The 22827-nt window shown below is 65.9% G+C and carries 15 protein-coding genes; 4 read left to right on the top strand and 11 right to left on the bottom strand.

Annotated features, from left to right (window positions below):
• Nucleotides 1-9 precede the first annotated feature (9 nt).
• On the bottom strand, nt 10-1446 hold the full coding sequence (locus tag C1878_RS12055) for a D-alanyl-D-alanine carboxypeptidase family protein (protein ID WP_147272941.1): 1437 nt from the start codon (nt 1444-1446) through the stop codon (nt 10-12).
• A 146-nt stretch (nt 1447-1592) separates the two neighbouring features.
• Here C1878_RS12055 and C1878_RS12050 point away from each other — a divergent pair, with 146 nt between their 5' ends.
• The 4 genes from C1878_RS12050 to rlmKL all read left to right on the top strand — a co-directional run bounded on the left by C1878_RS12050 (nt 1593) and on the right by rlmKL (nt 10801).
• Nucleotides 1593-4406 carry a transporter substrate-binding domain-containing protein gene (locus C1878_RS12050; protein ID WP_241963725.1) on the top strand — a complete coding sequence of 938 codons (2814 nt, stop codon included), beginning with the start codon at nt 1593-1595 and terminating at the stop codon, nt 4404-4406.
• Nucleotides 4407-4596: 190 nt separating this feature from the next.
• On the top strand, nt 4597-6855 hold the full coding sequence (locus C1878_RS12045) for an EAL domain-containing protein (protein ID WP_158539804.1): 2259 nt from the start codon (nt 4597-4599) through the stop codon (nt 6853-6855).
• Nucleotides 6856-7085: 230 nt separating this feature from the next.
• Complete coding sequence (gene rpoD, locus C1878_RS12040) at nt 7086-8312, top strand: RNA polymerase sigma factor RpoD (RefSeq protein ID WP_114601874.1); 1227 nt, start codon at nt 7086-7088, stop codon at nt 8310-8312.
• A 182-nt stretch (nt 8313-8494) separates the two neighbouring features.
• On the top strand, nt 8495-10801 hold the full coding sequence (gene rlmKL / locus C1878_RS12035) for a bifunctional 23S rRNA (guanine(2069)-N(7))-methyltransferase RlmK/23S rRNA (guanine(2445)-N(2))-methyltransferase RlmL (RefSeq protein ID WP_114601873.1): 2307 nt from the start codon (nt 8495-8497) through the stop codon (nt 10799-10801).
• 75 nt (nt 10802-10876) lie between these two features.
• Here the strand turns inward: rlmKL and C1878_RS12030 are convergent, their stop codons facing one another.
• From C1878_RS12030 to C1878_RS11985, 10 genes are all read right to left on the bottom strand, one after another.
• Nucleotides 10877-11596, bottom strand: a complete 720-nt coding sequence (locus tag C1878_RS12030) for a Crp/Fnr family transcriptional regulator (protein ID WP_241963724.1) — start codon at nt 11594-11596, stop codon at nt 10877-10879.
• Between the two features lie 172 nt (nt 11597-11768).
• Entirely contained in the window at nt 11769-12935 is a 1167-nt protein-coding gene (locus C1878_RS12025) for an FAD-dependent oxidoreductase (protein WP_114601872.1), read from the bottom strand.
• A 95-nt stretch (nt 12936-13030) separates the two neighbouring features.
• A complete protein-coding gene (locus C1878_RS12020; protein ID WP_114601871.1) occupies nt 13031-13348 on the bottom strand; it encodes a co-chaperone YbbN in 318 nt (105 codons plus the stop codon).
• Nucleotides 13345-14634: an MFS transporter gene (locus C1878_RS12015; RefSeq protein WP_114601870.1), complete on the bottom strand. Its 1290-nt coding sequence runs from the start codon at nt 14632-14634 to the stop codon at nt 13345-13347. The genes C1878_RS12020 and C1878_RS12015 overlap by 4 nt, the downstream gene beginning before the upstream one ends.
• Nucleotides 14635-14753: 119 nt before the next feature.
• Nucleotides 14754-16181 carry an aryl-sulfate sulfotransferase gene (locus C1878_RS12010; protein WP_114601869.1) on the bottom strand — a complete coding sequence of 476 codons (1428 nt, stop codon included), beginning with the start codon at nt 16179-16181 and terminating at the stop codon, nt 14754-14756.
• A 395-nt stretch (nt 16182-16576) separates the two neighbouring features.
• Nucleotides 16577-16792, bottom strand: a complete 216-nt coding sequence (locus C1878_RS12005; RefSeq protein WP_114601868.1) for a hypothetical protein — start codon at nt 16790-16792, stop codon at nt 16577-16579.
• A gap of 160 nt (nt 16793-16952) precedes the next feature.
• Nucleotides 16953-17495 carry a hypothetical protein gene (locus C1878_RS12000; protein ID WP_114601867.1) on the bottom strand — a complete coding sequence of 181 codons (543 nt, stop codon included), beginning with the start codon at nt 17493-17495 and terminating at the stop codon, nt 16953-16955.
• 87 nt (nt 17496-17582) lie between these two features.
• Complete coding sequence (locus tag C1878_RS11995; protein WP_114601866.1) at nt 17583-18878, bottom strand: nitrate/nitrite transporter; 1296 nt, start codon at nt 18876-18878, stop codon at nt 17583-17585.
• Between the two features lie 225 nt (nt 18879-19103).
• Nucleotides 19104-19463 carry an oxidoreductase gene (locus tag C1878_RS11990; RefSeq protein WP_114601865.1) on the bottom strand — a complete coding sequence of 120 codons (360 nt, stop codon included), beginning with the start codon at nt 19461-19463 and terminating at the stop codon, nt 19104-19106.
• A complete protein-coding gene (locus tag C1878_RS11985; protein ID WP_114601864.1) occupies nt 19463-21841 on the bottom strand; it encodes a molybdopterin-dependent oxidoreductase in 2379 nt (792 codons plus the stop codon). Before C1878_RS11985 ends, C1878_RS11990 begins: the two co-directional genes overlap by 1 nt.
• Nucleotides 21842-22827: the final 986 nt, after the last annotated feature.

Raw genomic sequence — 22827 nt, 5'->3', positions numbered from 1 at the left:
TCCTTCGCGCTACGACGCTTCCCGCGCCCCGAGGTTCACCAGCTCGCTTTCGGCGACGGCGGGCATGCCGAACAGACCGCCGAAGAACCGCTGCATGCCGATGCCGGCGGCTTCCCACCAGGTCGGCGCCGGCACGTCCTCGACGGCCACGAGGTCGGCCTCCCATACGACGGCCCCGTCGCGGCGAAACGCCAGGCGCCCCACCGCGTCGCCGGCCGCCACGTCGCCCGTCACGACGTCGAACGACGCCTCCTGCTCGACGCGCCCGCCCTCTTTCGGCAGCGTCACCGCAGGCTCCGCCCCGACCACCGTGGCCGTCACGGTGCGGTTCGTCCAGTCGGCGTGCGCCACCTCGGCCATCACGGGCCATGCCGCCTCCGCACCGCCTATCGTCGCGCGCACGGAGCGCGGGGCGTTCAGCAGCTGGTAGGTCGCGGTCTCCGGCTCGGCCGGCGCGGCGGGTTCGGGGGCGGCGACGGCCCGCACCTCTTCGCGGCAGGCGTAGACCCAGTCGTAGAGCGCTTCGGAATCGGCGAAGCGCTGCGGTTTGGACGACGAGGCCAGCACGACGGCGTAGTACTCGTGCCCGTCGCCCCGGTTCACGGCCGTGGCCGCGCAGGGCCCGGCGGCCAGCGTGTAGCCCGTCTTGGCGGCGCACGTTCCCGCGTAGCCCTCGATCATCGTGTCCGTGTTCGCCAGCTCCACGGTCACGGGCGCCCCGCCCCGAAGGACCGCGATGCCCACGTGCTCGTACCCGATGTTCGCGCGCACGAGGTCGACGCCCATCGCGTGCCGCAGCATGACGGCCACGTCCCGGGCGCAGCTGTACTGCCCTTGCGCGAACGCGTCGAAGTCCAGGCCGTGGGGGTTCGCGAAGTACGTGCCGGCCATGCCGAGCTCGGCCGCCTTGGCGTTCATGGCCTCCACGAACGCCGCCTCGCAGGCGTAGGCGTCGCCGCCTTGCCCCCTCTCGCCCAAAATGACGGCACCCGCCGCTTGGGCGACGGCGCTCGCGGCGTCGTTGCCGGAAGCGGTGAGCACGGCCTTGAGCGCGTCGTCGAACGTCATCTCGTCGCCGGCCAGAAGCCCTGCGCTCGACTCGCCCACGCCCGCCGCCTCCGGCGTCACGGTTACGGAGGCTCCGGCGTCCAGATGCTCGGCGGCCACGATGGCCGTCATGATCTTCGTGAGCGAGGCTATCTGGGCGCGCTCGTCGGCCGCCCGCCCGAACCACAGGGCGCCGTCCTCGTCCATGAGGGCCGCGTACGAGGCGTCGATGCTCGGATGCAACTCGTCGGAAAGCCCGAGCTCCGTCACGCTGCGCTCGAGCACGGCATCGTCGCCGCCGGTCCACGCGAACGCCGGGACGGCGAGGCAGCAGGCCGCGAGCGCGGACGAAAGGGCGCATGCGAGCGCGCGGGAGAAAGGAAAACGACGGTCGCTCATGGCGGGCTCCTCTTCGACGCCGAAGACGCGGCGCTGGCGATTGTTCGGCTATATAATAGCATCGGCTCGGGGGCCGTCGCTCCAACCCATGGTATCCTGAACGCTTCTTGAGTGCACGTTCGGAGGTCGAAGGAGGAGGGTACGAGGTGAAGCGGTCTGCTCGTCTCGCATGCGTCGCGCTCGCCGTGGCGCTGTCCGTTTGCACCGCGCCCGCCGCGTTCGCCCTCGAAGAACCCGTCCCGCACTCCGATGACGCTCGAGCCGCCGCCGCGCCGCGCGACGCCGACGGCGGCCGCCTTGTGCGCGTGGCCTTCCCGCAGGCGGAGGGTTTCAGCGCGGTCGACGAGAACGGCGTGCGCAGCGGCGTGTTCTACGACTGGCTCGTGGAGATAGCCAAATACACGGGATGGCGCTACGAGTTCGTGGACGGCGGCGTCGACGAGGTCGTGGAGCAGGTGATGGCCGGCGACGCCGACCTCGCCGGCGGCATGTTCCGCCGCGAGCAGCTCGAGGAGCGGTTGGACTACTCGACGTTCAGCATGGGCTCGAACCGGTCGGTCCTCGTCTGCCCGGTGGGCGACGATTCCCTGTCCACCTTCGACCTGCGCACCCTGAACGGGAAGGCCATCGGCGTGAACGGCAACGCCACGGAGAAGATCCGCCGTTTGGAGAGCTTCCTTGCGTTCAACGATCTCGATTGCACGGTGGTGCGCCTCGATCCCGCCGCGTACGAAAGCTGCCTGGAGGACGGCGCGGCCGACCTGATGCTTGGAAGCGACCTCGACGCGAAGGACGGGTGCAAGGTGGTCGCCGAGTTCGACGGCGAGCCGCAGTACATGACCGTTACGTCGGGAAGCGACCTGCTTCCCGAGCTCGACGAGGCAATGAGGCAGATTTACGCAGCCGATTCCGGGTTCTCCCGCGAGCTCTACGATCGGTACTTTCCCGACAAGTACCCCGGTCCCATCGAGTTCTCCGAGGCCGATCTCGCGTTCGTGGAGCAGGCGGGCGAGGTGCGGGTGGCGGTGGTTGCGGGCCAGTACCCGATGTACTACGAGCGCGAAGGATCGTACCAGGGGATAACGAAGGACCTGTTCGACCGTATCGCGGAGCGCACGGGGCTGTCGTTTCGGTTCGTGCACGCCGACAGCTACCAGGCCGCGCTCGACCTCGTGGCGTCGGGGGAGGCGGACCTCGCCGGGTGCTTCATGGACGACGAGCGGGCGGCGGCCCAGCAGGGCTTCGCCTTGACGAAGGGCTACGCGACGCTCGACGAGGTGGTTTTCCGCAACAAGCTGTCCGCGCAGGCGGACGACGGGCCGGTGGTCGCCCAGCTCGAGGGCCGCGCGCCTGCCGGGGGAGAGAAGGACGCGACCGTGGTCCGCTACCCCTCGTACGCCGAGTGCCTCGCCGCGGTGAACGCCGGCCGCGCGGACCTCACCAGCATGCCCGCCTCGTACGCCGAGTGCCTGTTCACCGAGCATTCATACGGAAACGTCGCGCCGGCCACGTCGGAGCACGCCGAAACCACGTTCTCCATGGCGTTGCCGCTTCCGGTGGACTCCTCGCTGTACTCGGTTTTGAGCAAGGCCGTGAACAGCCTGACCGACGAGGAGCTCGACGTCATGGTGTCCCGAAACGCGGTCGCCTTGGGCGGTCGCGGAGCCACGGTGGAATCGTTCGTGTCGGAGAACCCGCTGCTGGTGGTGGCGCTTTCGCTGGTGTTCTTCCTGTTGGTGGGCGTTATCGCCATCGTCGTCGCGGGGTCCAAGGTGCGCAACCGCATGATGGAGCTCAAGCTGGAGAAGGCCGAGGAGACGGGACGGGCCAAGGCTGACTTCCTCTCGCGCATGTCCCATGAGATCCGCACCCCCATGAACGCCATCATCGGGCTGTCCAACGTGGCGTCGCTGTCGGGCGAGGCCACGCCCGCCATACGCTCCAACCTCGAGAAGATCAACACCTCGGCGCAGTTCCTGCTGTCTCTGGTGAACGACATCCTCGACATGTCCAAGATACAGAACGACAAGATGAGCATCGAGGTGGCGCCCCTGCGGCTGGACTCGCTCGCCCAGCGCCTCGAAAGCATGTTCTGCATCCAGGCCCAGGAGAAGGGCATCTCGTTCAAGGTGGATTGCCTGACGGACGACGTGGTGGTGGGCGACGACGTGCGCCTGCAGCAGGTGCTCGCGAACCTGCTGTCCAACGCCTTCAAGTTCACCGACGCGGGCGGCACGATCGCCTTGCGCATCGAGGAGGTGGCGCGCGTCGACGGACGCGTGCTGCTGCGCTTCGGCGTGGCCGACGACGGCGCCGGCATCCGGCCCGAGGATTACAAGCGCATCTTCGACTCGTTCGAACAGGCCGCCGAGAACCACCGCAACGCCCAGGGCACGGGCTTGGGCTTGGCCATCAGCAGCAACCTCGTGCGCCTCATGGGCGGCGAGCTGAGGGTGAGCAGCCAGGTGGGCGTGGGCTCCGAGTTCCATTTCGCCTTGGACCTTCCCCTCGGCGACGCGTCCGACGTCGACGCGCCGTGCCTGTCGGACGCCCCCGAGGCGCGCTCGCTTGCCGGCACGCGAGCGCTTCTGGCCGAGGACAACGACCTGAACGCCGAGATCGCCGTGACGCTCTTGGAGATGGAGGGCGTCTCCGTCGACCGCGCCGCGAACGGCCGCGAGGCGGTCGACCTGTTCGCCGCCGCCGAGCCGGGGTTCTACGACTTCGTGCTCATGGACGTGAAGATGCCCGTGCTCGACGGTTTGGAGGCGGCCGTCGCGATCCGCGCGCTCGATCGCGACGACGCCCGCGCGGTGCCCATCGTGGCGCTGACGGCGAACACGTTCCAGGAGGACCGCGACGATGCGGCCGCCGCCGGCATGGACGGCTTCATTCCGAAGCCCTTCGACGCCCGGCAGCTCTACGACGTCCTGCGGGGCTTCCTGCCTCCGGAAAGCTAGGACGGCTTCTCGCCGCGAAGCGACATGTCTTTCATCGCAGAGCGGCGAAAGACGGCGCGTTTTTCGCGCATTTTGCGTTCCCTGTCCGGTTGAACGTTGGATTCCGCTCATGTTCAGGCGTTTTTGCGGGATAATGGGTTCCGTTTTCCATGCGGGCGCGGGCGCCCGCTCGATCCGAAGGGGCTTTTTCATGGAACGCACCGTCCGAAACGGCAGCCACCTTGCGCTGCTCGGTGCCGCCTTGGCGGTTTTGGCGCTGGCCACCGGCATCGTATGCGCCGTCACCATGCAACGCGGGGAGGCCGTCTCGGACGAGGAGTCGCAGCGCTACCTCTCGGAGCTGACGCAGCAGGCGTCGTCCAAGGTGAACCAGCGCGTGTCGTTCAACCTCGAGCTGCTGGGGCTTTTAAGCGACGAGCTGGCCATCAACGAGGGCGAGGCGGACGACTGCTCGACAGCCGTCGCGTCCTTCGTCGAAAACGGGCCTTTCGCGTGGATCGGCACGGTCGACGCGAAAGGCATGCTCGCGGTGGAGGGCCGCGAACCTACGAGCGTGGCCGGCTTTTCGGTGGTGGAGCGCGCGCTGGCCGGCGAGAACGGCGTGAGCGAGACGCTCGTGTCCGTGTTCGACGGCGAGAAGGGCGCGTTGTACGCGGTGCCCGCTTCCGGCGGCGACCCCGCCGTGGCGGCGGTGGTCGGCTGGGTTCCCCCCGACCGGATGCGGTTGCTCATGAACACCGACATCTCCGGCGGCGTGGGCTTCTCGCACGTGGTCGCCTCCAACGGCGACTTCATCTTGCGCTCTTCCAACGGGAACGCCTACCTGACGGGCGACAACGCGATCCAAAGCCTGGCCATGCAGGCTCAGTTCGAAGAAGGCGACCTGGCGAATCTCCAGCAGGGCATGGCCGCGGGCGAAAGCGGGCACGTGCGCTTCGTCGTGAACGGCGAGGCGCGCGAGATGAACTACGTGCCGCTCGAACGGGGCGATTGGTACCTGCTTTCCATCGTTCCCCCCGACGCGTATTCCAGCTCCCTGGCGGACTACGCCGCGTTCTCGACCGGTGCCACCGCGGCGATCGCCCTGCTCGCTTTCGCCGCGTTCGGGGGCGTGCTTCTATGGGTGACGGGGAAGAAGAACCGCGAGATACTGCGCATCGCCTACGAAGATCCGGTGACGGGCGGCTTCACCGCCGTCCGCTTCGACCAAGAGGTCGGGAGCAAGATCGCCGAAGGCAAGCCGTTCTCGTTCGTGACCGTGGACGTGAAGAACTTCAAACTCATCAACGACTTCTTCGGCAAGGAGCAGGGCGACCGCATCCTCAAGCACATCCACGACACCATCCTGTCGCTGCTCTCGGAGGGCGAGTACGCGGCGCGCATCTCATCCGACGTGTTCGACGTCATACTCGACGAGACGGACCCTGGTCGCGTGACGGCGTGGCTCGAGCGCCTTGCCGAGAGGGCGAACGGGTTCAACCGCGAGGGCAAGTCGGCCTACCTGCTCATGCTCAACTGCGGTTCGTACGTGGTGGAAGGGGACGAGGACGTCGTCACCGTTCGCGATCGCGCCAACACGGCGCGCAAGGGCGTCGGCGACGTCTCCGAGCGACTGTTCCGCTGCTCGTTCTACAGCAACCCCGAGCACGAACGGCTCTTGCGCGAGAAGGAGATGGAGAACGCCATGGAGGACGCCCTCGAGAACGGCGAGTTCGTGGTGTACCTGCAGCCGAAGGTGAGCCTCGAGACGGGCGAGACCGTGGGCGCCGAGGCGCTCGTGCGCTGGGACAGCGAGGACCGCGGCCTCATCCCGCCCGACGAGTTCATCCCGTTCTTCGAGCGCAACGGCTTCGTGATAAAGCTGGACCTGAACGTGTTCGAACAGGTGTGCCGCCTCATGCGCACGTGGATGGACGCGGGCCTCGAACCGCTGCCGGTGTCGGTGAACCTTTCGCCGCTGCACCTGCAGATGCCCGACTTCCTGGACGCGTTCGAGGAGGTGCGCGCCCGCTACGACGTCCCGCCCGAGCTGTTGGAGCTGGAGCTGACCGAGCGCGTGGCGTTCGAGAACCTGGAGCTGCTGCGCCGCGTGGTCGACGACATCCACGAGCGCGGGTTCCTGTGTTCCATGGACGACTTCGGCAGCGGCTACTCGTCGCTCAACGTGCTCAAGGACATCCCCATGGACATCCTGAAGATCGACCGCGCGTTTTTCAGCAGCGACGACGAGCGCGCCTACGATGTGGTGTCGTCGGTGGTGGAGCTGGCGAAGAAGCTGAACATGGGCACGGTGGCCGAGGGCGTGGAGACTATCCCGCAGGTCGATATACTGCGCTCGATACGCTGCGACGCGGTGCAGGGTTACGTGTTCTCCGCACCGGTTCCCATCGAGTCGTTCGAGAGGATGGTGTTCGGCGAAGGCGGCGCGTCGGGCTCGACATCCCGATGAGCACGGGCCAAGGTCGAAGTCGAAAGGTCTTCGCGTTCGCGGATGCCTTTCGGCTCGTCGCGCGCGTTGGATGGCGGGGCGCAGGCGGCAGATTCCCGTGCGCTGCGGACGCCGGAAAAATCCGCCGTGACAAAGGGCTTGATTTTGTGGTATAGTGCTCTGCTGTATCTTTGCGCCCGGCGCGCATGCTTCCGCACGCCTGAGCGCATCTTGTTTGAAAGGAAGATCACGTGGCCCAAGCCTCTAAGAACCAAGCTGTGGAAGTTGATACCGAGCAAGCTGCGAAAGCCCCGATCGATACCGAAGAGATACTGGATGACGATGACGCGCTGGACGTCGAACCCGACGTCGGCGCAGCCGATACGCTCGATGACGACAAGCTGGACCCCAGCCTGGTCGACGAAGACGCCGACCTGCTCGAGGGCATCCCCGAAGAGGAGCTGAAAGCGACCGTCGACGTACAGCTTCCGAGAGTGACCAAGAGCAAGGCTCGCACGACGCGCAAGCGCAACGCCGACGCCGGCGTGACCATGCTCACGGGCGACCCCGTGCGCATGTACCTGAAGGAGATCGGCAAGGTCCCGCTGCTCACCGCGGCGGAGGAGATCGACCTGGCCATGAAGATAGAGGCCGGCATGGCCGCCATGGAGGAGCTGGACCGCGCGGAGGACGAGGGCATGGAGCTCGACCGCCGCGAGAAGCGCCGCTTGGGTCGCATCGAGCAGGTGGGCCTGGATGCAAAGCAGCAGCTCATCGAGGCGAACCTGCGCCTCGTCGTGTCCATCGCCAAGCGCTACGTGGGCCGCGGCATGCTGTTCCTCGACCTCATCCAAGAAGGCAACCTGGGCCTCATCCGCGCGGTGGAGAAGTTCGACTACACCAAGGGCTTCAAGTTCTCCACGTACGCCACGTGGTGGATCCGCCAGGCCATCACGCGCGCCATAGCAGACCAGGCCCGCACCATCCGCATCCCCGTGCACATGGTGGAGACCATCAACAAGCTCGTGCGCATCCAGCGCCAGCTTCTGCAGGAGCTCGGCCGCGAGCCCACGCCCGAGGAGATAGGCAAGGAGATGGGCCTGCCCGCCGAGCGCGTGCGCGAGATCCAGAAGATCTCGCAGGAGCCCGTGAGCTTGGAGACGCCCATCGGCGAGGAGGAGGACTCCCAGCTGGGAGATTTCATCGAGGACGACGCCGCCGTGGTGCCGCCCGACGCCGCCTCGTTCAGCATGCTGCAGGAGCAGCTGTCGAAGGTGCTCGACGGCCTGGCCGAGCGCGAGCGCAAGGTCATCTCGCTGCGCTTCGGCCTTGAGGACGGCCATCCGCGCACGCTCGAGGAGGTCGGGCGCGAGTTCGGCGTCACGCGCGAGCGCATCCGCCAGATCGAGAGCAAGACGCTGGCGAAGCTGCGCCACCCGTCCCGCTCATCGAAGCTCAAGGATTATTTGGAAGATTAAACGCACATGTCCGGGGCTGGGGCGGCGAGGCTTCGCTGCTCGGGCAGTCCTGGGCTCGCACGAACAGCCCTCTGGGCTGTTCGGCTCGTGCGGAACTCGCCTCGAAGCCTCGCCGCCCCGGCCCCTACGTTTGTCATCAAACGGAAAAGGGGGCGCGGTTCGGTTGAACGAAGGAATGTGAAGTGGAGAACCTCGAACTGTTCGCCAGCTGTTTGGCGGGGCTTGAGCGGCCGTTGGCCGACGAGTTGAAGCAGATGGGCATCAAGCGCGTGCGCCCCCTTGGCGGGGGCGTCGCCTTTTTTTGCGACGTGCGCGGCGCGCTCAAAGCGTGCCTGTGGTCGCGCCTGGCCTCGCGCATCATGCTGGTGGTGGGACGCGCCGACGCGCGCCTGGCCGATCTGCTCTACGACGACGTGCTCGACCTTCCTTGGGAAGACGTCGTGGCTCCCGGCGCGAGCATCGCGGTGTCCGCCCACGGCATGAACGAGGAGTTGCGCAACACCCGCTTCACGGCTCTCAAGGTGAAGGATGCGGTGTGCGATCGTCTGCGCGACAAGCGGGGCGCGCGGCCCGACGTCGACGCGCAGAACCCCGACGCCGTCATCGACGTGCGCGTGCGCGACAAGCGCGCCACCGTCTCGCTCGACCTTTCGGGCGCGTCGCTCTACCACCGCACCTACCTGGCTCCCGACGACGGCGCCGAGGCGCCGCTCGAATGCGCGCTCGCGGCGGGCTTGCTTGCGTTGGCGGGTTGGCGCGCGCGGACGCGCGACGGGGCGGCCTTCGTGGATCCGGCCTGCGGCGACGGGGCCGCGGTGGTGGAGGCGGCCGCGATGGCGTGCGACCTGGCTCCGGGTCTGGCGCGCGACCGCTGGGGCTTCCACGGCTGGGCGGGCTTCGACGAGGATGCGTGGGCCGATTTGCTGGACGATGCGGACGAGCGCTTCGAACGCGGCCTGGCAGCCGCGGTTGCGCAGGGGGCCGTGGATGGCACGACGTCGGCGCGTCCCGACCTTGACGTCGTGCGCTTCGCGGGCCTCTCGGCGTCCTCGCCGGCCATCTCGCGGGCACGCGGGCGCGCCAAGCGCGCAGGGTTGCGCCAGGCCGTGAGCATCGAGGCCGGCGGCACCGAAGAGGCGCCCGTTCTGGTGGAGCGCGTGAGCGCTGCGGCTGCGGGGGCGTCGGAGCCCGCGGGGGCCGACAAGGGCGCGACCTGCCTCGTGGCCAGCGTGCTGGGTGCGCGCGAGCGCTCCTCGGAGGCCAGCGCGCAGGCCGACGCCGCCGCGTTCGTGGCGGCCGCCACGGCGGCTCCTGCGGGCTCTGCGTTCGCCGTGGCGGGCAGCGAGGCCGTGGAGGACCGATTCGGCACGGAACCCGCCATTCGCGCAGAGCTCGGGCGCGACCGCGTGGCCGTCGAGGCGCTCGTGTTCGACGCGCCGCCCGCCGTTTCCGCCGTGGTCACGGTGCCCGATCCCTCGGGTGGTGCCGAGCACCGCGTCGAGGTGCTGGAGCCGGCCTCCGAACAGTTCTCGTCGCGTTTGTTCAAGGTGGCCAAGGAGCGCCGCAAGTGGGCGCGCCGCGAGGGCGTGACGTGCTACCGCGTGTACGACGCCGACCTGCCCGACTATGCCGTCGCCATCGACGTGTACGCGGGTGCGGGCGATGCCGAGGGCAACACGTATTTGCACATAGCAGAATACGCTCCGCCTTCGTCGGTGGACGCCGCCAAGGCTCGACGTCGCTTCGACGACGTGCTGGCGCTGGCCCCCGTGGCGCTGGGCGTGCGCCCCGACCACGTGTTCGCCAAGACGCGCCGCCGCGACAAAGGCGGCGCGCAGTATCGCGACGCCGGGCGGCGCAGCTATGTGACGCAGGTGCTGGAGGACGGCTACCTCATGGAGGTGGACCTGTCGGGCTACCTGGACACGGGAATCTTCCTGGACCACCGCACCACGCGCGAGCTCGTGGGCGCGAAGGCGGCCGGAAAGCGCTTCCTCAACCTGTTCGCCTACACCGGAACGGCCACCGTGCACGCCGCCGGTGGGGGAGCGGTGGAGACCACGACGGTGGACCTCTCGCAGACCTATCTCGATTGGGCGCGCCGCAACATGGCCGACAACGGCTTCGCGGGCCCCGAGCACTCCTTCGAGCGCGCCGACGTCATGTCGTGGATCACCGACACGCGCCGCAAGCCCCTGCGCTACGACCTGATCTTCGTGGATCCGCCCACGTTCTCGAACTCGAAGGCCATGGGCAACCGCACCTGGGACGTGCAGCGCGACCACGTGGAGCTGCTCATCGGCGTCACGCGCCTTCTCACGGAAGGCGGCGAGGCCGTGTTCTCGTGCAACCTGCGCACGTTCAAGCCCGACGTGGAGGCGCTGGCGAAGTACGGCGTGGCCATCGAGGACATCACGGCGTCCACGATCCCCCACGACTTCGAGCGCAACCCCAAGATCCACCAGTGCTACCTGGTTAAGCGCGCCTAGGGGGCGTGCCTGCAAGCTTCTGGAACGAGAACGCGGCTCTTCGGGCCGCGTTCTCTCCTCATGCGATAGGGCCTCTCACAGAAGGTTCCCGAGCCCCTCCCGGTCGAGCAGTTCCAGCTGGTGGCCCTTGATGCGGAAGTAGCCCAGCTCTCCCATCCGCCTGATTTCCTGGTTCAGGGAGGCGCGGGACACCCGCAGCTCGTTCGCCCAGATCGTCTGCGAGGCGGGTAGCTGCACGCGGTCGCCCTGCGCTATGCCGTCCATCTCCAGCAGCCAGAACGCCACGCGTTCCCGTATCGTGCGGTAGCGCAGGCAGGCGAGCAGCATCTGGTTTTTCAGCCCCCGCTTCGACATATAGAGCATGAAGCGGTACAGCAACTGGTCGTCCGTCCTGAGCATCAGCTCGAAATACGGCGCGCCGATCCACATGACCGTGGTCCTCTTCGCAGCCGACAGGTTGTAGGTGTACTCCTTCGTGCCGGTGAAGTAGAGGAGCTCGGGGAACACGTCGTCCTTTTCGAAGTACGCGCTGCACAGCTCGTCGCCGTCGACCGTGCTGCGGCACGACTTGAGGCATCCGTCCACTACGATGCCGAACTCCTTGATAGGGGTACCGACGGTGCGGATCGTCTCGCCCAGCTTGTAGGTTTTTCGACGGAAGAGCTCCCCGAACACGGGGTGGCGCAGGCAGGAGCTGGCGAAGGAGGGCTCCGACAGGATGTCGCAGTCCGACAGGTTCCAGCGTCGCACGGGGGGCCCGATGCACAGGCCGGCTTCGGGATCCGTCTGGTTCAAAACGATCACCTTCCCATCGGGGAGCACCGCCTTGCGGCCCCTGCCCGAGCGGGCGGGGGCCGGGGGCCTCGTCCACCCATCATAGCGCCTTTCTCCGGCGATGCGCAACGTTCCGCCGTATTCGCCCGTCCCGTCTAACCCGCCGCCCAGCGGTATTTGGGTGGGCGGCGGGTTAACTCCGCCTTCCGTTTTCGCGAACGACCTGGGCCTTGTTCTGTTCGTCTAAGGCTATGCCGTACTTCGAGGCGATGCCTCGCTTGAGGTTGACGTCGAACTCAATGAAGCGGAGCGGTTTCCCCTGCGCCCTGTTCTTCGCGCGGAGCTCCCCCAAGGCCTCCATGCTGCCGGGAAGGCCCGGATCCCAGAATCCCAAGAGCACCGGCTCCTCGCTTTCGAGGATATCGGCGCGGAACTGCTCCATCTCGGCGATGTAGCGCTCTGCGGCCGTGGCCGCCGCCGCCCCGTCGCCCACGGCGGTCGCCACCTGACGCAGGTACTTCTGGCGCACGTCGCCGGCTGCGAACACGCCGCCTATGCCAAGATCCATGTCGTCGCCGGTGTGCAGCCAGCCGCGGGAATCGCGCGGCACCTGGTCCCCCAAAAAGCCGGTTGCGGGCACCATGCCGCAGAAGAAGAACACGCCTTGGCAGGGAAGGTCGCGCGTCTCGTCGGTGCGGACGTCTTTGATCTTGACGCCCTCGACCTCGTCTTGCCCGTAAACTTCGGCGATCGTGCTGTTGAAGAGGAAGCTCAGCTTCGGGTTCCTCATGGCCTGCTCCGCCGCCAGCTTGTTGCAGTCGAGCACCCCCTCGTCGTGGACGACGACGATCGTGACGCTGCGGGCGAACTTCGCGATGAACTCGCTTTCCTCAATGGCCTGGTCCCCGCTGCCCAGCACGACCACGTCCTCGTCCTGGTAGAACTCGGCATCGCAGGTGGCGCAGTAGCTCACGCCGTTGCCGGCGAACTCCTTCTCGCCGGGGATGTCCAGCACGCGCGGGCTCGTGCCCGTCGCAAGGACGACGGCCTTGGCGTGGTAGGTCGCCTTCCGAACGTTCACGATCTTTTCGTCGCTCGAGAAGTCCACGCTGCGAACCGTTTGCTGGCGTATCTCCGCGCCGAACTCCCGGGCATGCTCGGCCATCTTCGCCATCAGATCCGGCCCCGAGCTTTGCTCGACGGAGGGGTAGTTCACGATCTCGCGCGTGTCGTACACGCGCCCTCCCACGTTGCCTTTTTCCAGTATGAGCGTTTTCAGGCGCGCCCGGCCTCCGTAGATGCCTGCCGCCAGGCCGGCCGGGCCGCCCCCGATGACGATCAGGTCGTAGTATTCGTCCATGTGAGATTCTCCTCGACAACAGGATGCCGGCTTGTTTTCCGTCCGCGGCGATCGTATCGCCCGTCGCGGACGGAAAACAAGCCGGCGTCAACGTGTTACAGTTCTTCGATCCGATCGGCGAAGTCGTCCTCGCTCGCGTCCCCGGTTATACGGGCGCGCGTTTCACCGTCGGCGAAGAACAGGGTCTGCGGCACGCCTTTCAGGTGCTGCTTCGCCATTAGCCTCGGCTGCTCCTCCACGTCCACTTCGTAAAAGGGGACAGAGGGGTAGTCGTCCTTGAGCGCCTCGAGCTTGGAATGCACGCTTTGGCAGACCGTGCAGGACTTGCGGGAGAACATCACCAGGCAGTGCTCCCCGTCGTTCTCGACGATTTCCTCGAAAGCCGCTGTGTTGAGCGGTTCGAACTTGCTCATGCCGTCACTCCTTCTTCCTTGATAGCCGGCGCACCCTCGGTAAGTTGCGTGGTGCCGCCTTTGTACATTTTCCTTAGAACGACGATCGCTGCGGCGATCCCGATCAGCGACACGATGCCCACGGGTACGGCCATGAGGCCCCAATTACCCGTCGCGTCGACGACCTGCCCGCATATGACCGGCCCCAACATCGAACCGAGCCCCGAGGCGAACGAGAGCATACCCATGCCCACGGGTACGGCGTGGGGTGCCACGGTGTCGGGCACGAGGTTGTGAGCCATGGGTCCGATAAGCTGCATGCCGGTGCCGCACAGCAGGATGGCGACGATATCCAGGGGGATGGAGGGCATGTTCCACATAAGCGTGCCGCCCGCCACTACGAAGAACGTGAGAACGAGAAATATCTTGGGATGGTGCATGTTCTTGATCTTGTTCAAGGCGAAGCCGAATGTCAGACAAAGGAAGATCATCCAATAGGTGTGCACGGTGGAGACGGAGTTCGCCTCGGCGGAGGGAAGGCCCATCGTGCTCTGCAAGAACGTGGGGTAGTAGGATGTGTAGACGTTGAATGCGAAGATGGCCGCGAAGAACACGATGCAGATGCACACGCAAGCCGGGTTCTTCAGGCACTCGGACCATGCACCCTGCTTCTTCTGCTGCGGCGCGTGGTCGCGTTTCACCTCGGCATTTTTCGCCGACTTGTCGCGGTCTGACTGCACCCGGCAGAACAGGAAGTTCAACACGAAGGCCACAGCCAGAAACGCGGCGGCAACCAGCCAGTTCGACCTCCAGCCGAACTGCGGCGTGAAGAAGTTGCACAGGTTGAGCACGATCAGCGTGCCCACGGTTGACCAGATGGACCAAAGCGTCATGGGCAGGCCGCGCTTCTCGGCCGGGAACGCCTCGGTGATGATGACCGGTGCTACGATGAACACGAACCCGAGGCTGATGCCCTCGCAGAACCTCGTTATCGCCAGCGTCGTGAAGTCCGGGGCGAAGAAGCCCAAAACGTTGAACGCAAGACACCAGACGATGCCGAACAGCCACACTTTGCGCACGCCGAACTTGGCCACGATGGAGCCGCCTGGCAAGGCGATGAGCAGGTTGGCTAGGGCGGTGATGCTCATCAGCATTCCGGCTGTGGTGACGTCGATGCCGTATTCCCCCTTTATAAAAACCATGGTGCCGCTTACTTTCATCCACGACACGGCAACGCAGATGGAGCCGATCACCGCGACGGTGAACACGAGCCACCGGTTCGGCAGGTTGGGCTTGGTCTTTTCCATATCCCCTTCTTCCCTTCGGCATGGGGCGGCGTCGCCGTGCGCCCGACCGTCCGCCGCGCGCCCGTGCCGCCTGCTTGGTCGGCGGTCGGCGACCAAGCCAGGTCGCCGACCGCTTCGCGCTAGTTGAGCTTGTCCACGCAGTGGGCCATGTTGGCGTGGAAGCCCCTCGCCCCCTCGACCGAGACCTCTGCCTCGTCGTAACCGGGCGCCTCGGCGCCGGGCAAGCGGAACTGCGCGTTGTCGCAGCGGGGGATGGCGACCTCCTCGGGCGCGTCCAGCTGGGGGATCCACTCGTAGGGAATGCGGTACGCGCGGTAGAGCAGGGCGGGGCCCACGTCGGGGTAGACGTATTCCCACACCAGCTCCTTCTCGGGGGTCATTTCCATGAACCTGCCCGTGGTGCCCTCGCAGATGAGCGTATTGCCGTTCTCCAGGCGCTGCGCGTCGCTCGTGAGCGGCGAGTAGAAGTTATGGGCGCTGAACGGGAAGCCCACGGTCTCGTTGGTGTCGCGGCATTCCCAGATCACCTTCAGCGTCACCGGATCGAACTCGATCACGCGCGATCCGTCGCGGCGCTGGGTTTTCAATCCCGTTTTCGACACCTGCGAGGGCTGGTCGTAGCCCGCCCAGCCGCCGTTGTCGTAGACCAGAATGTTGCCCTCGCCCGGCAGCCCCCGGGGGATCATATGGGTGTGGTGAGGGCCGATGATGGCGCCGAGGATGCGCAGTTCGCGGCTTTGCGTGTAATCCGGCCCGATCTTCCACACGATCTTGCCGGTCTCGTGGTCAAGTATCCACAGCATGTTCGTCTCGCGGGAGTCCATGATGATGTTATTGGGGTTGAAGCGCTCGTCCCCTTCGTCGTACCAGTGGTTGGGGCCCAGGTAGCTGGCGCAGTTGACGTGGAAGAGGTCCCCTTCGCCTTCCGCGCCCGCGTCTTGGGTGTTGGGGTCGCGGTAGATGACGTTTTTCTGGGCCTCGGTGAAGTTGAAGTCGTTGATGTGGTCGAGCGTGCTCCACTCCCACAGGATGTTGCCCTCGCGGTCCACCTCGATCAGGCGGTCGTCCAACAGAAGCTGCGGCGATATCTTGGGCTTGCGCACGTCGTTGTGCGTGAGGAGGAGCACTTTGTTGAAGTCGTTGGTCGATTCTTGCCCGGGAACGTGATAGCCCACCGGGTTGCCCTCGATCTGGAAGTCGTGGTGCGCGCGGGCAACCCACTGCTCGCCGGCTTCGTCGTCGTCTTTGACCTGTTGATTGCGGTTGAACGTCCATTCGACGTTGCCGTCCCAGTCGACTTCGGTCACGTCCGTCTGGTCCTGGTACGCGGCTTCGGGGTCGCGCTCGCCCAAATGTCCGAACAGGTGCCCGCCCGGGATCATCTTGCAAGGGAACCCCTGGAAGTCCTTCCAGTAGCGAACGACCTTGCCGTTCATGTTGATGAGGAGCACGCCCTTGTTCGGCCCGGTGAACAAGGTGTAGCCGCTCTGGCACTTCTCGGGATCGTAGATGGTCGTTCCGGTTGGAAACACTGTTGGCCTGCCCATGGTACCCTCTTTCCTCCGCTGACGCTTCTGCTCTCTATCGCACACAGCCAGTCGCTGAGATGCTTCATTCGGGCGGCGTTCGCCAAGAGAGGCGCATGGCCTTCCTCTGGCGAAAACGTTGGTTCGATCTGCTTTTTACAGTGTTTGACCTGCTCGCTTGTTGAAGCGAACCGTCCTGCGCTCTTTGGTTTCAACTCGGGGGAGCCTGTTTTTTGCTACCTGTATTAAGCCATGCGGCTCCTTCGGCGGCCTGTTGGATGTCCGACACTTTTGCGATTGGTTATTTCAATTTCAAATGCCACGGTGGGGACAGGGAAGGGCAAAACGAGAAGGGCCGGCTCCGGATATCTCCGGAGTCGGCCCAACGTTCGAGTGCGATTCTTGTGCGGTTGCGGCTAACCTCCTATGCCGCCCATGGAGAAGTAGCCGACGGCGGCCACGAGGGCGATGCCGGCTACGGCCACGAGCACGTTTTTCGCCGAGAAGGCGGGAGGGGCTTGGTCGGGTTGGCGGGCGGCGGCCTCGGTCGGCTCGCCCGGCACGACGGCGTCCGGTTCGTCCCAGCGCGCCGCCGCCTTCTGCGCGGGCGTCATCTTCTTCTTGCGGCTCATGGCGGGCCTCCTTCTTTTTTGGGCGGTTTTCGCAGGGGCGATCTCCTGATCGCCCGTTCCGGCGAAGCCGGAAAAGCAACCGGGGGCCGCGTTCTCGCGCTTCGCGCGAGCGGGCGATCAGGAGATCGCCCCTACGGGGCAACCGGCATGCTTCTTGAGGCTAGTCCTTCTCGGCGGGCACCGGCTCGCGGTCGGCCTCCCACTCCTCGAACACCACGCTGCCGCGGTACTTGTACACGCCGTAGATGCCGGCGAACTCGTAGCCGGCGCAGACGAACGTGCCGCCGATGGACGTGACGAACTCGGCCGCCTCCGCATTGAACGCGCCCTGTTTGAACACGTAGAAGTTCGCGATGTTGTCGCGGCTGCCCGTGGGGGCCAAGAACAGGCCCGTGCCGAACTGCACCGGCAGGCCGTCGCTTTTCAAGCGCAGGTTCTCCAGCAGGATGTTGGGCTCGAAGCGGTTGAGCCAGCTCTTGCGCTTGAGCGACGCCCATTCGGCCCACACCGAGGTGTCCTTCTTGCCGTCGTCGGCGTAGATCGCGTTGAAGAAGTCCTGGTAGGACGAGGCGCCTTCCAAGTACGGCTGGTAGTCGGGGGACACGTTCGGGCCCGTCGACACGTACAGCAGCAGGCGCTCGAGCGCCGCGCGCGACGCCAGCGGCGCCTGGTCGATGCTTTCCTTCAGTCCTTGATAGTCCATGGTGGCTCCTTCGAACTCGGCGGCGCTGCGACATGGGTGGTGCGAGCGGGGCGGCGCAGCGCACGCACGCCGTTCCGCTCGTTGCGGCTAGAACCCGCTCGGCCACGCCTCCTCGGCCGGCACGTCGTCGAGCTTCTTCACGTTCTTGCCGCGCGGCAGGATGAAGAAGCACAGCACGAAGGCCAGCACGTAGGCGGGAAGCTGCAGGACCAGGCTCGCGGTCTGCCAGCCGGTCTGCGACATGACGGCGCCGAACAGCGGCGATCCCACGGCCGACCCGAGGTTCTGGCAGAACTGCATGATGGCCATGGCCATGGTGGCGCCCATGGCGGTGTTGCGCATGAGCATGGGGGCCATGGGGCGCAGGCTGCCGCCGCACATGCCGCCGCCCACGCCCTGCAGCACGATGGTGACCCACATGACGGCGACGGCCCCGTTGCCGGTGTAGAACATGAAGAACCCGGTGGGTATGAGCAGCAGCATCATCACCAGGCCCACGATGTACTTGCGGCCGAGCGGCAGGCGGTCGGACACGAAGCCCGTGAGCGGCGCCACGATGAGCGACAGGAACATGATGACGGACGAGAGCGTCGAGGCGGTCTGCGCGTCGAAGCCCAGCTGCGTTTCCAGAAACGTGTTGTAATACGTGTTCATGATGCCGATGGTGGTGAAGGCGAACAGGAAGAACACGGCGCCCAAGATCCAGATGCGGCGGTTCTTGCAGTACCTGAGCGACTCCTTGAACGTGCCCTCCACGCCCATGTCGCCCGTGGCGCCCGGAGGCATCTTGTACACGAGGGCGAACAGCGCGAACGCTACCGCGCACACGACCGCGATGGCGAAGAACACCGCCTGGTAGCCGAACGCGCCGGCGATGGCGGGCGCGGTGTTGAACGCCACCACGGAGCCCACGGGCACCCAGGTGGCCCATATGCCCAGCGCGAGTCCCCGCTTGCGCTCCGGGAACCAGATGGTCACGCACGACGGCGCGGCCACGCCGATAAGGCCGATGCCCACGCCCTCCAGAAGGCGGCTTCCCATGAGCCCGGCGAGATCGTTCGCGAGGCCGCCCAATGCCGAGCCCACGCCCAGGCACGCCACCGACAGCAGGATGACGTTCTTCAGTCCCATGCGCCGTGCGATGAACGCGGCGGGGAAGGCCAGCACCACGCCGATGATGGCGATGGCGCTCATGAGCGTTCCGAACGTGACGGAGTCGAGCGCGCCGTGGAACGCCGGGAACAGCCACGACGCCAGCGGCGGGATCTTGAACTGGCACAGCGGCGCGCAGAAGCTCGCGAGGTACGTGACGGCGAGGATGCCCCATGCCTTGCCGGAAACCTTGTCTTGCTTGGCTATTTGATCGGCGGTCAATTCAGCCATGATGATTCCCCCTTGGTGTGTTTTCCCCTTAAAGTACCCGCAGGATGACTCGTAGGGGCGATCCCCTGATCGCCCGTTCCGGCGAAGCCGGAAAAGCAACCGAGGGCAGCGTTCTCGCGCTGCGCGCGAGCGGGCGATCAGGGGATCGTCCCTACGGTTCGACCTGCGTTTACGGAACAAAGCAGGGATGGGACGGCGAACCGTCCCATCCGTCGATAGTTTACCCTACGCGCAGGGCGGCACCCAGAGGTACTGCTGCGGCTTGGAGTCGAGGCTCTTCACAAGCTCGTCCACCGGGCCGAACTCCATGCACTTCGCCTGGCAGTGAAACACGCAGGAGGGAAGCTTGCCCTTCTCCTGCCGCGTGGCGCACAGGTCGCAGATCTTCGTGAACGACGGGATGAAGTCGTAGACGTAGTTGTCCGTCTCGTTGCCTTCGGCGTCCTTCACCGGCCAGGGGCCGTTCTGCATGACGCGCACGCCCCATTGCTCGAGCGGCAGCTCGTGCTCGGCCTGGCAGGCCACCTCGCACGAGTAGCACCCCGTGCAGTACTGGTAATCGACGAGAATTCCGTTGCGTGCCATTACAGTTCCTCCTCCTTGCAGCGGTAGACCTTGCACAGCGTGCACTTCAGGTCGGCACCGAAGCCGGTCGTGCCGGGCTTGTTGGCCAGTAGCTGGTTGATGTTGGACTGGCGGAAGCCGTACAGGTTCGGCTCGGCGCCGTCCTGCTCGGGGAACCACCAGCCGTGCTGGGCGGCGATTTCCTTCTCGTGCACCTCGAACGTGAGGCGGGCGCGCTGGCGGCAGCGGCCGCGATGGTTCTCGATCCACACCCAGTCGCCCTCGGAGATGTTGAGGTCCTTGGCCGTGCGCGGATGGATCTGCACCCACGGATCGGGCGTGAGCTGGCGCAGGTAGGGGATCTGACGGTGCTCGGAGTGGAAGAACGAGGTGGTGCGGGCGCCCGTGATCATGATGAGCGGGTACTCCTCGTACAGGTCGGGCGTGGTCACCGGGCCGATGCCGGGCTCCTCGATGTAGGGCAGCGGATCGTAGCCGAACTTCTCGAACAGCGTGGAGTAGAACTCGATGCGGCCGGTGGGGGTGTTGAAGCCGGGCTGGCCGTCGGGGCGCATGAGGCCCTTCTCGTACTTCTTGTACACGTACTTCTGGTAGACCGGGCCGTGCTCCATGAGCTCGTGGAAGGTGAATCCGGAGGGCTTCACGATCTCGTCGTACACCTCGTCCTCTGTCGCCCACGGCCACGTGTGCTGCTTGCCCTCGGGGCGGCCGATGGCCTGGTTGAACTCGTCGTCGTTGTCGAAGTACTGGGCGAGCTCGCGGTTGATCTCGCAATCGGACTTCGCCTCGCCCTCGGCGGCGCAACCGCCGGTGATGGCCGACAGGAAGTAGTAGTGGGCGCGCACGGAGTGCTTCTCGGCCCAGGTCTGCACCGGCATGACGATGTCGGCGCACGACTGGATGGTCGGCGTCATGAAGATGTCGACGGCGGCGATGAACTCGGGCTTCTTCATGGCCTTGTACCAGCGGTCCACCTCGCAGCTCATGCAGGCGATGCCGTTGGACGTTTGGATCCACACGCCCTTGACCTTGTCGGCCTCCATGTACTCGAGGCACATGTCGGGCATGGCCTGGGTGAGGCCGTAGCGGTACATGGGGAACTCTTTCCAGCCCACGCGCTTCTTCTGCATCTCCTCGTTGATGAGGTCGTAGATGCCCCATGCGCCGGCGGAGGGCTGGTCGACGCCCATGGGGGAGGCGGTGTAGCACATGCCGCCCGGCACGTCGAGGTTGCCGGTGATGGTCCACAGCGCCGCGATGGCGGCGGCGCAGGGCGTGCCCTGGCTCTGCATGTCCACGGCGAGGCCCCACACGACGTTCGCCGGCTTGGAGGTGGCGAACAGGCGCGCGGCGGCGACGATCTTCTCCTTCGGCACCCAGGTCATTTCCTCCACCTGGTCAAGCGACAGCTCGCGGGCGCGCTCGGCCAGCTGGTCGAAGCCGTACGTCCAGCGGTCGACGAAGTCGTGGTCGTACAGGTCCTCGTCGATGATGACCTTGATCATGCCCAGCGCCAGGCCCGTGTCGGTGCCGGGGCGCAGCTGCAGGTGGATGTCGGCGTGCGCGGCCAGCCACGTGACGCGCGGCTCGACGGAGATGAGCTTGCAGCCCAGCTTCATGGCGTCGGTGACCCAGTGGCCCATGAAGAAGTCGGGGTTGGAGATGGTGGGGTTGCAGCCCCACACGATGGTGCACTCGGGGCAGACCCACTCGGGGTCGTCGTAGCGCAGCGCCGAGAACTGCGAGAAGTCGGCGATGAGCATGCCGCCGTACGTCATGATCATGAGCGAAAGGCGGGGCAGGTAGCAGGCGGTGCCGGACAGGAAGCCGTACTCGTTCGGGCTGCCGAACGTGTTGACCATGCGGCCGACCTGCCACTGGTTGTCGCGGGCGGTGCCGCGCAGGGCGTGGATAGAGTCGCCGCCGTACGTCATGGCGATGCGGCGGAATTCCTTGTAGCACGTCTCGAGGGCCTCGTCCCACGTGATGCGCTCCCACTTGCCCTCGCCGCGCTCACCGGCGCGCTTCATGGGGTACAGGATGCGGTCGGGGTGGAACTCCACCTGCTTGAAGGCCAGGCAGCGCGGGCACAGCGCGCCGCGGTTGTACGGGTCGTCCGGGTCGCCCTCGCACTTGATGAACTTGCCGGTCTCCTTGTCGGAGTACACCAGCACGCCGCAGCCCTCGTGGCAGCCCGGGGCCGACCACACCGAGGTGCGGGTGACGATCATGCCGTCTTCCTCGTACTGCCACTCGCCCGGGTGCTTCCAGCGCGGGTCGACCTCTTGCCTCTTGCCGGCGCCAAAGTTGAACTGGTTCTCCTCTTTGGATGTGCCGATCTCGTCGCGGTCCTTCTCCGCGACTGCGTTTTCAACCATCGCAACTCCTCTCGATTCGCGGTCCTGTCGGGTGTCCGCCCCAATCGGTCCGCCCCCTCTAGGGTTGGTGCGAGTAAAGCATGCGCCCGGTATGAGCGTATCGCGTAATGAGTATGCAGATTGCGAATCAGTACGTTGGTATGAGATGGTGACCTGGGGCTTTGATCGGCTGGTCAACCTGGGCCGGAATCGGAGGGGCTGCGCGGGCCCGCTGTTCGGTCAGTCCTGGCTCGCGCGAACAGCCCACACCCGAGATCGGCATAGCCGCTCTCGGGTGCGCCCGCTCGGGCGCGGAACGTAGTGTGTCAACAGTCCACTGGACTGTTGACCATGCGGAATCTACAGCGGGCCCGCGTAGCCCCTCCGATTCCTCGTGGGCCGAGCAAAGGGTCCGTAGGGGTGAGGGGGTTCAACCTGCGCGTCGTTCGTCCTTGGGGCATCGGCTTCGTTCCCTTGCCTCCATGGCGGCGGAACCGGCCTTCGCGGATCTTTATTTGATCTTTTGAGCCAGATCCGACTTCCGCTGTTAGACCACCATCGACACGCCCCCACGTCGCGCCTGATGGCGATCCGCCGCCATGCAGCCTCGAACGGGCCTATGTCGATTCCGGTTTGACGGCGGATTTCGGCTTTCGCGGCCGTTTTTGACGGTTGTTCGTCGCCGCACGGCCATGCGAGGACGCTCGGCGGCGCCTTGATCCGCGTTTTCCCTGCTCGCGAGATCGTCGGAAATCAGAAGGGCGTTGCAAGGGCCGGCGGAGCGACGCAGTTCCGGCGTTTTTGACCGCGATCGATGGAATCCGCTGCCGAACCGCCATTGACGCGTGGCCGTGCCTCTCGCCGACGGCCCACCTGTTGGCGCAGCTCATGAACGGCCTAGGCTCGAGGTGGGTCAGGACCCGAGTGCAGACGTAGCGCCCCGACGCCTCGTGGGAGTAGAGCAGCTCCCTGCGGTCCCGCGCGCCGTTGCGGAACTGCTCGCGGTA

Origin of the sequence: Gordonibacter sp. 28C, assembly GCF_003339845.1 — a bacterium.
Classification (GTDB): Bacteria; Actinomycetota; Coriobacteriia; order Coriobacteriales; family Eggerthellaceae; genus Gordonibacter.
Note: the sequence above shows the minus strand (reverse complement) of the source record. Positions and strands in the feature narration are given on the sequence as shown.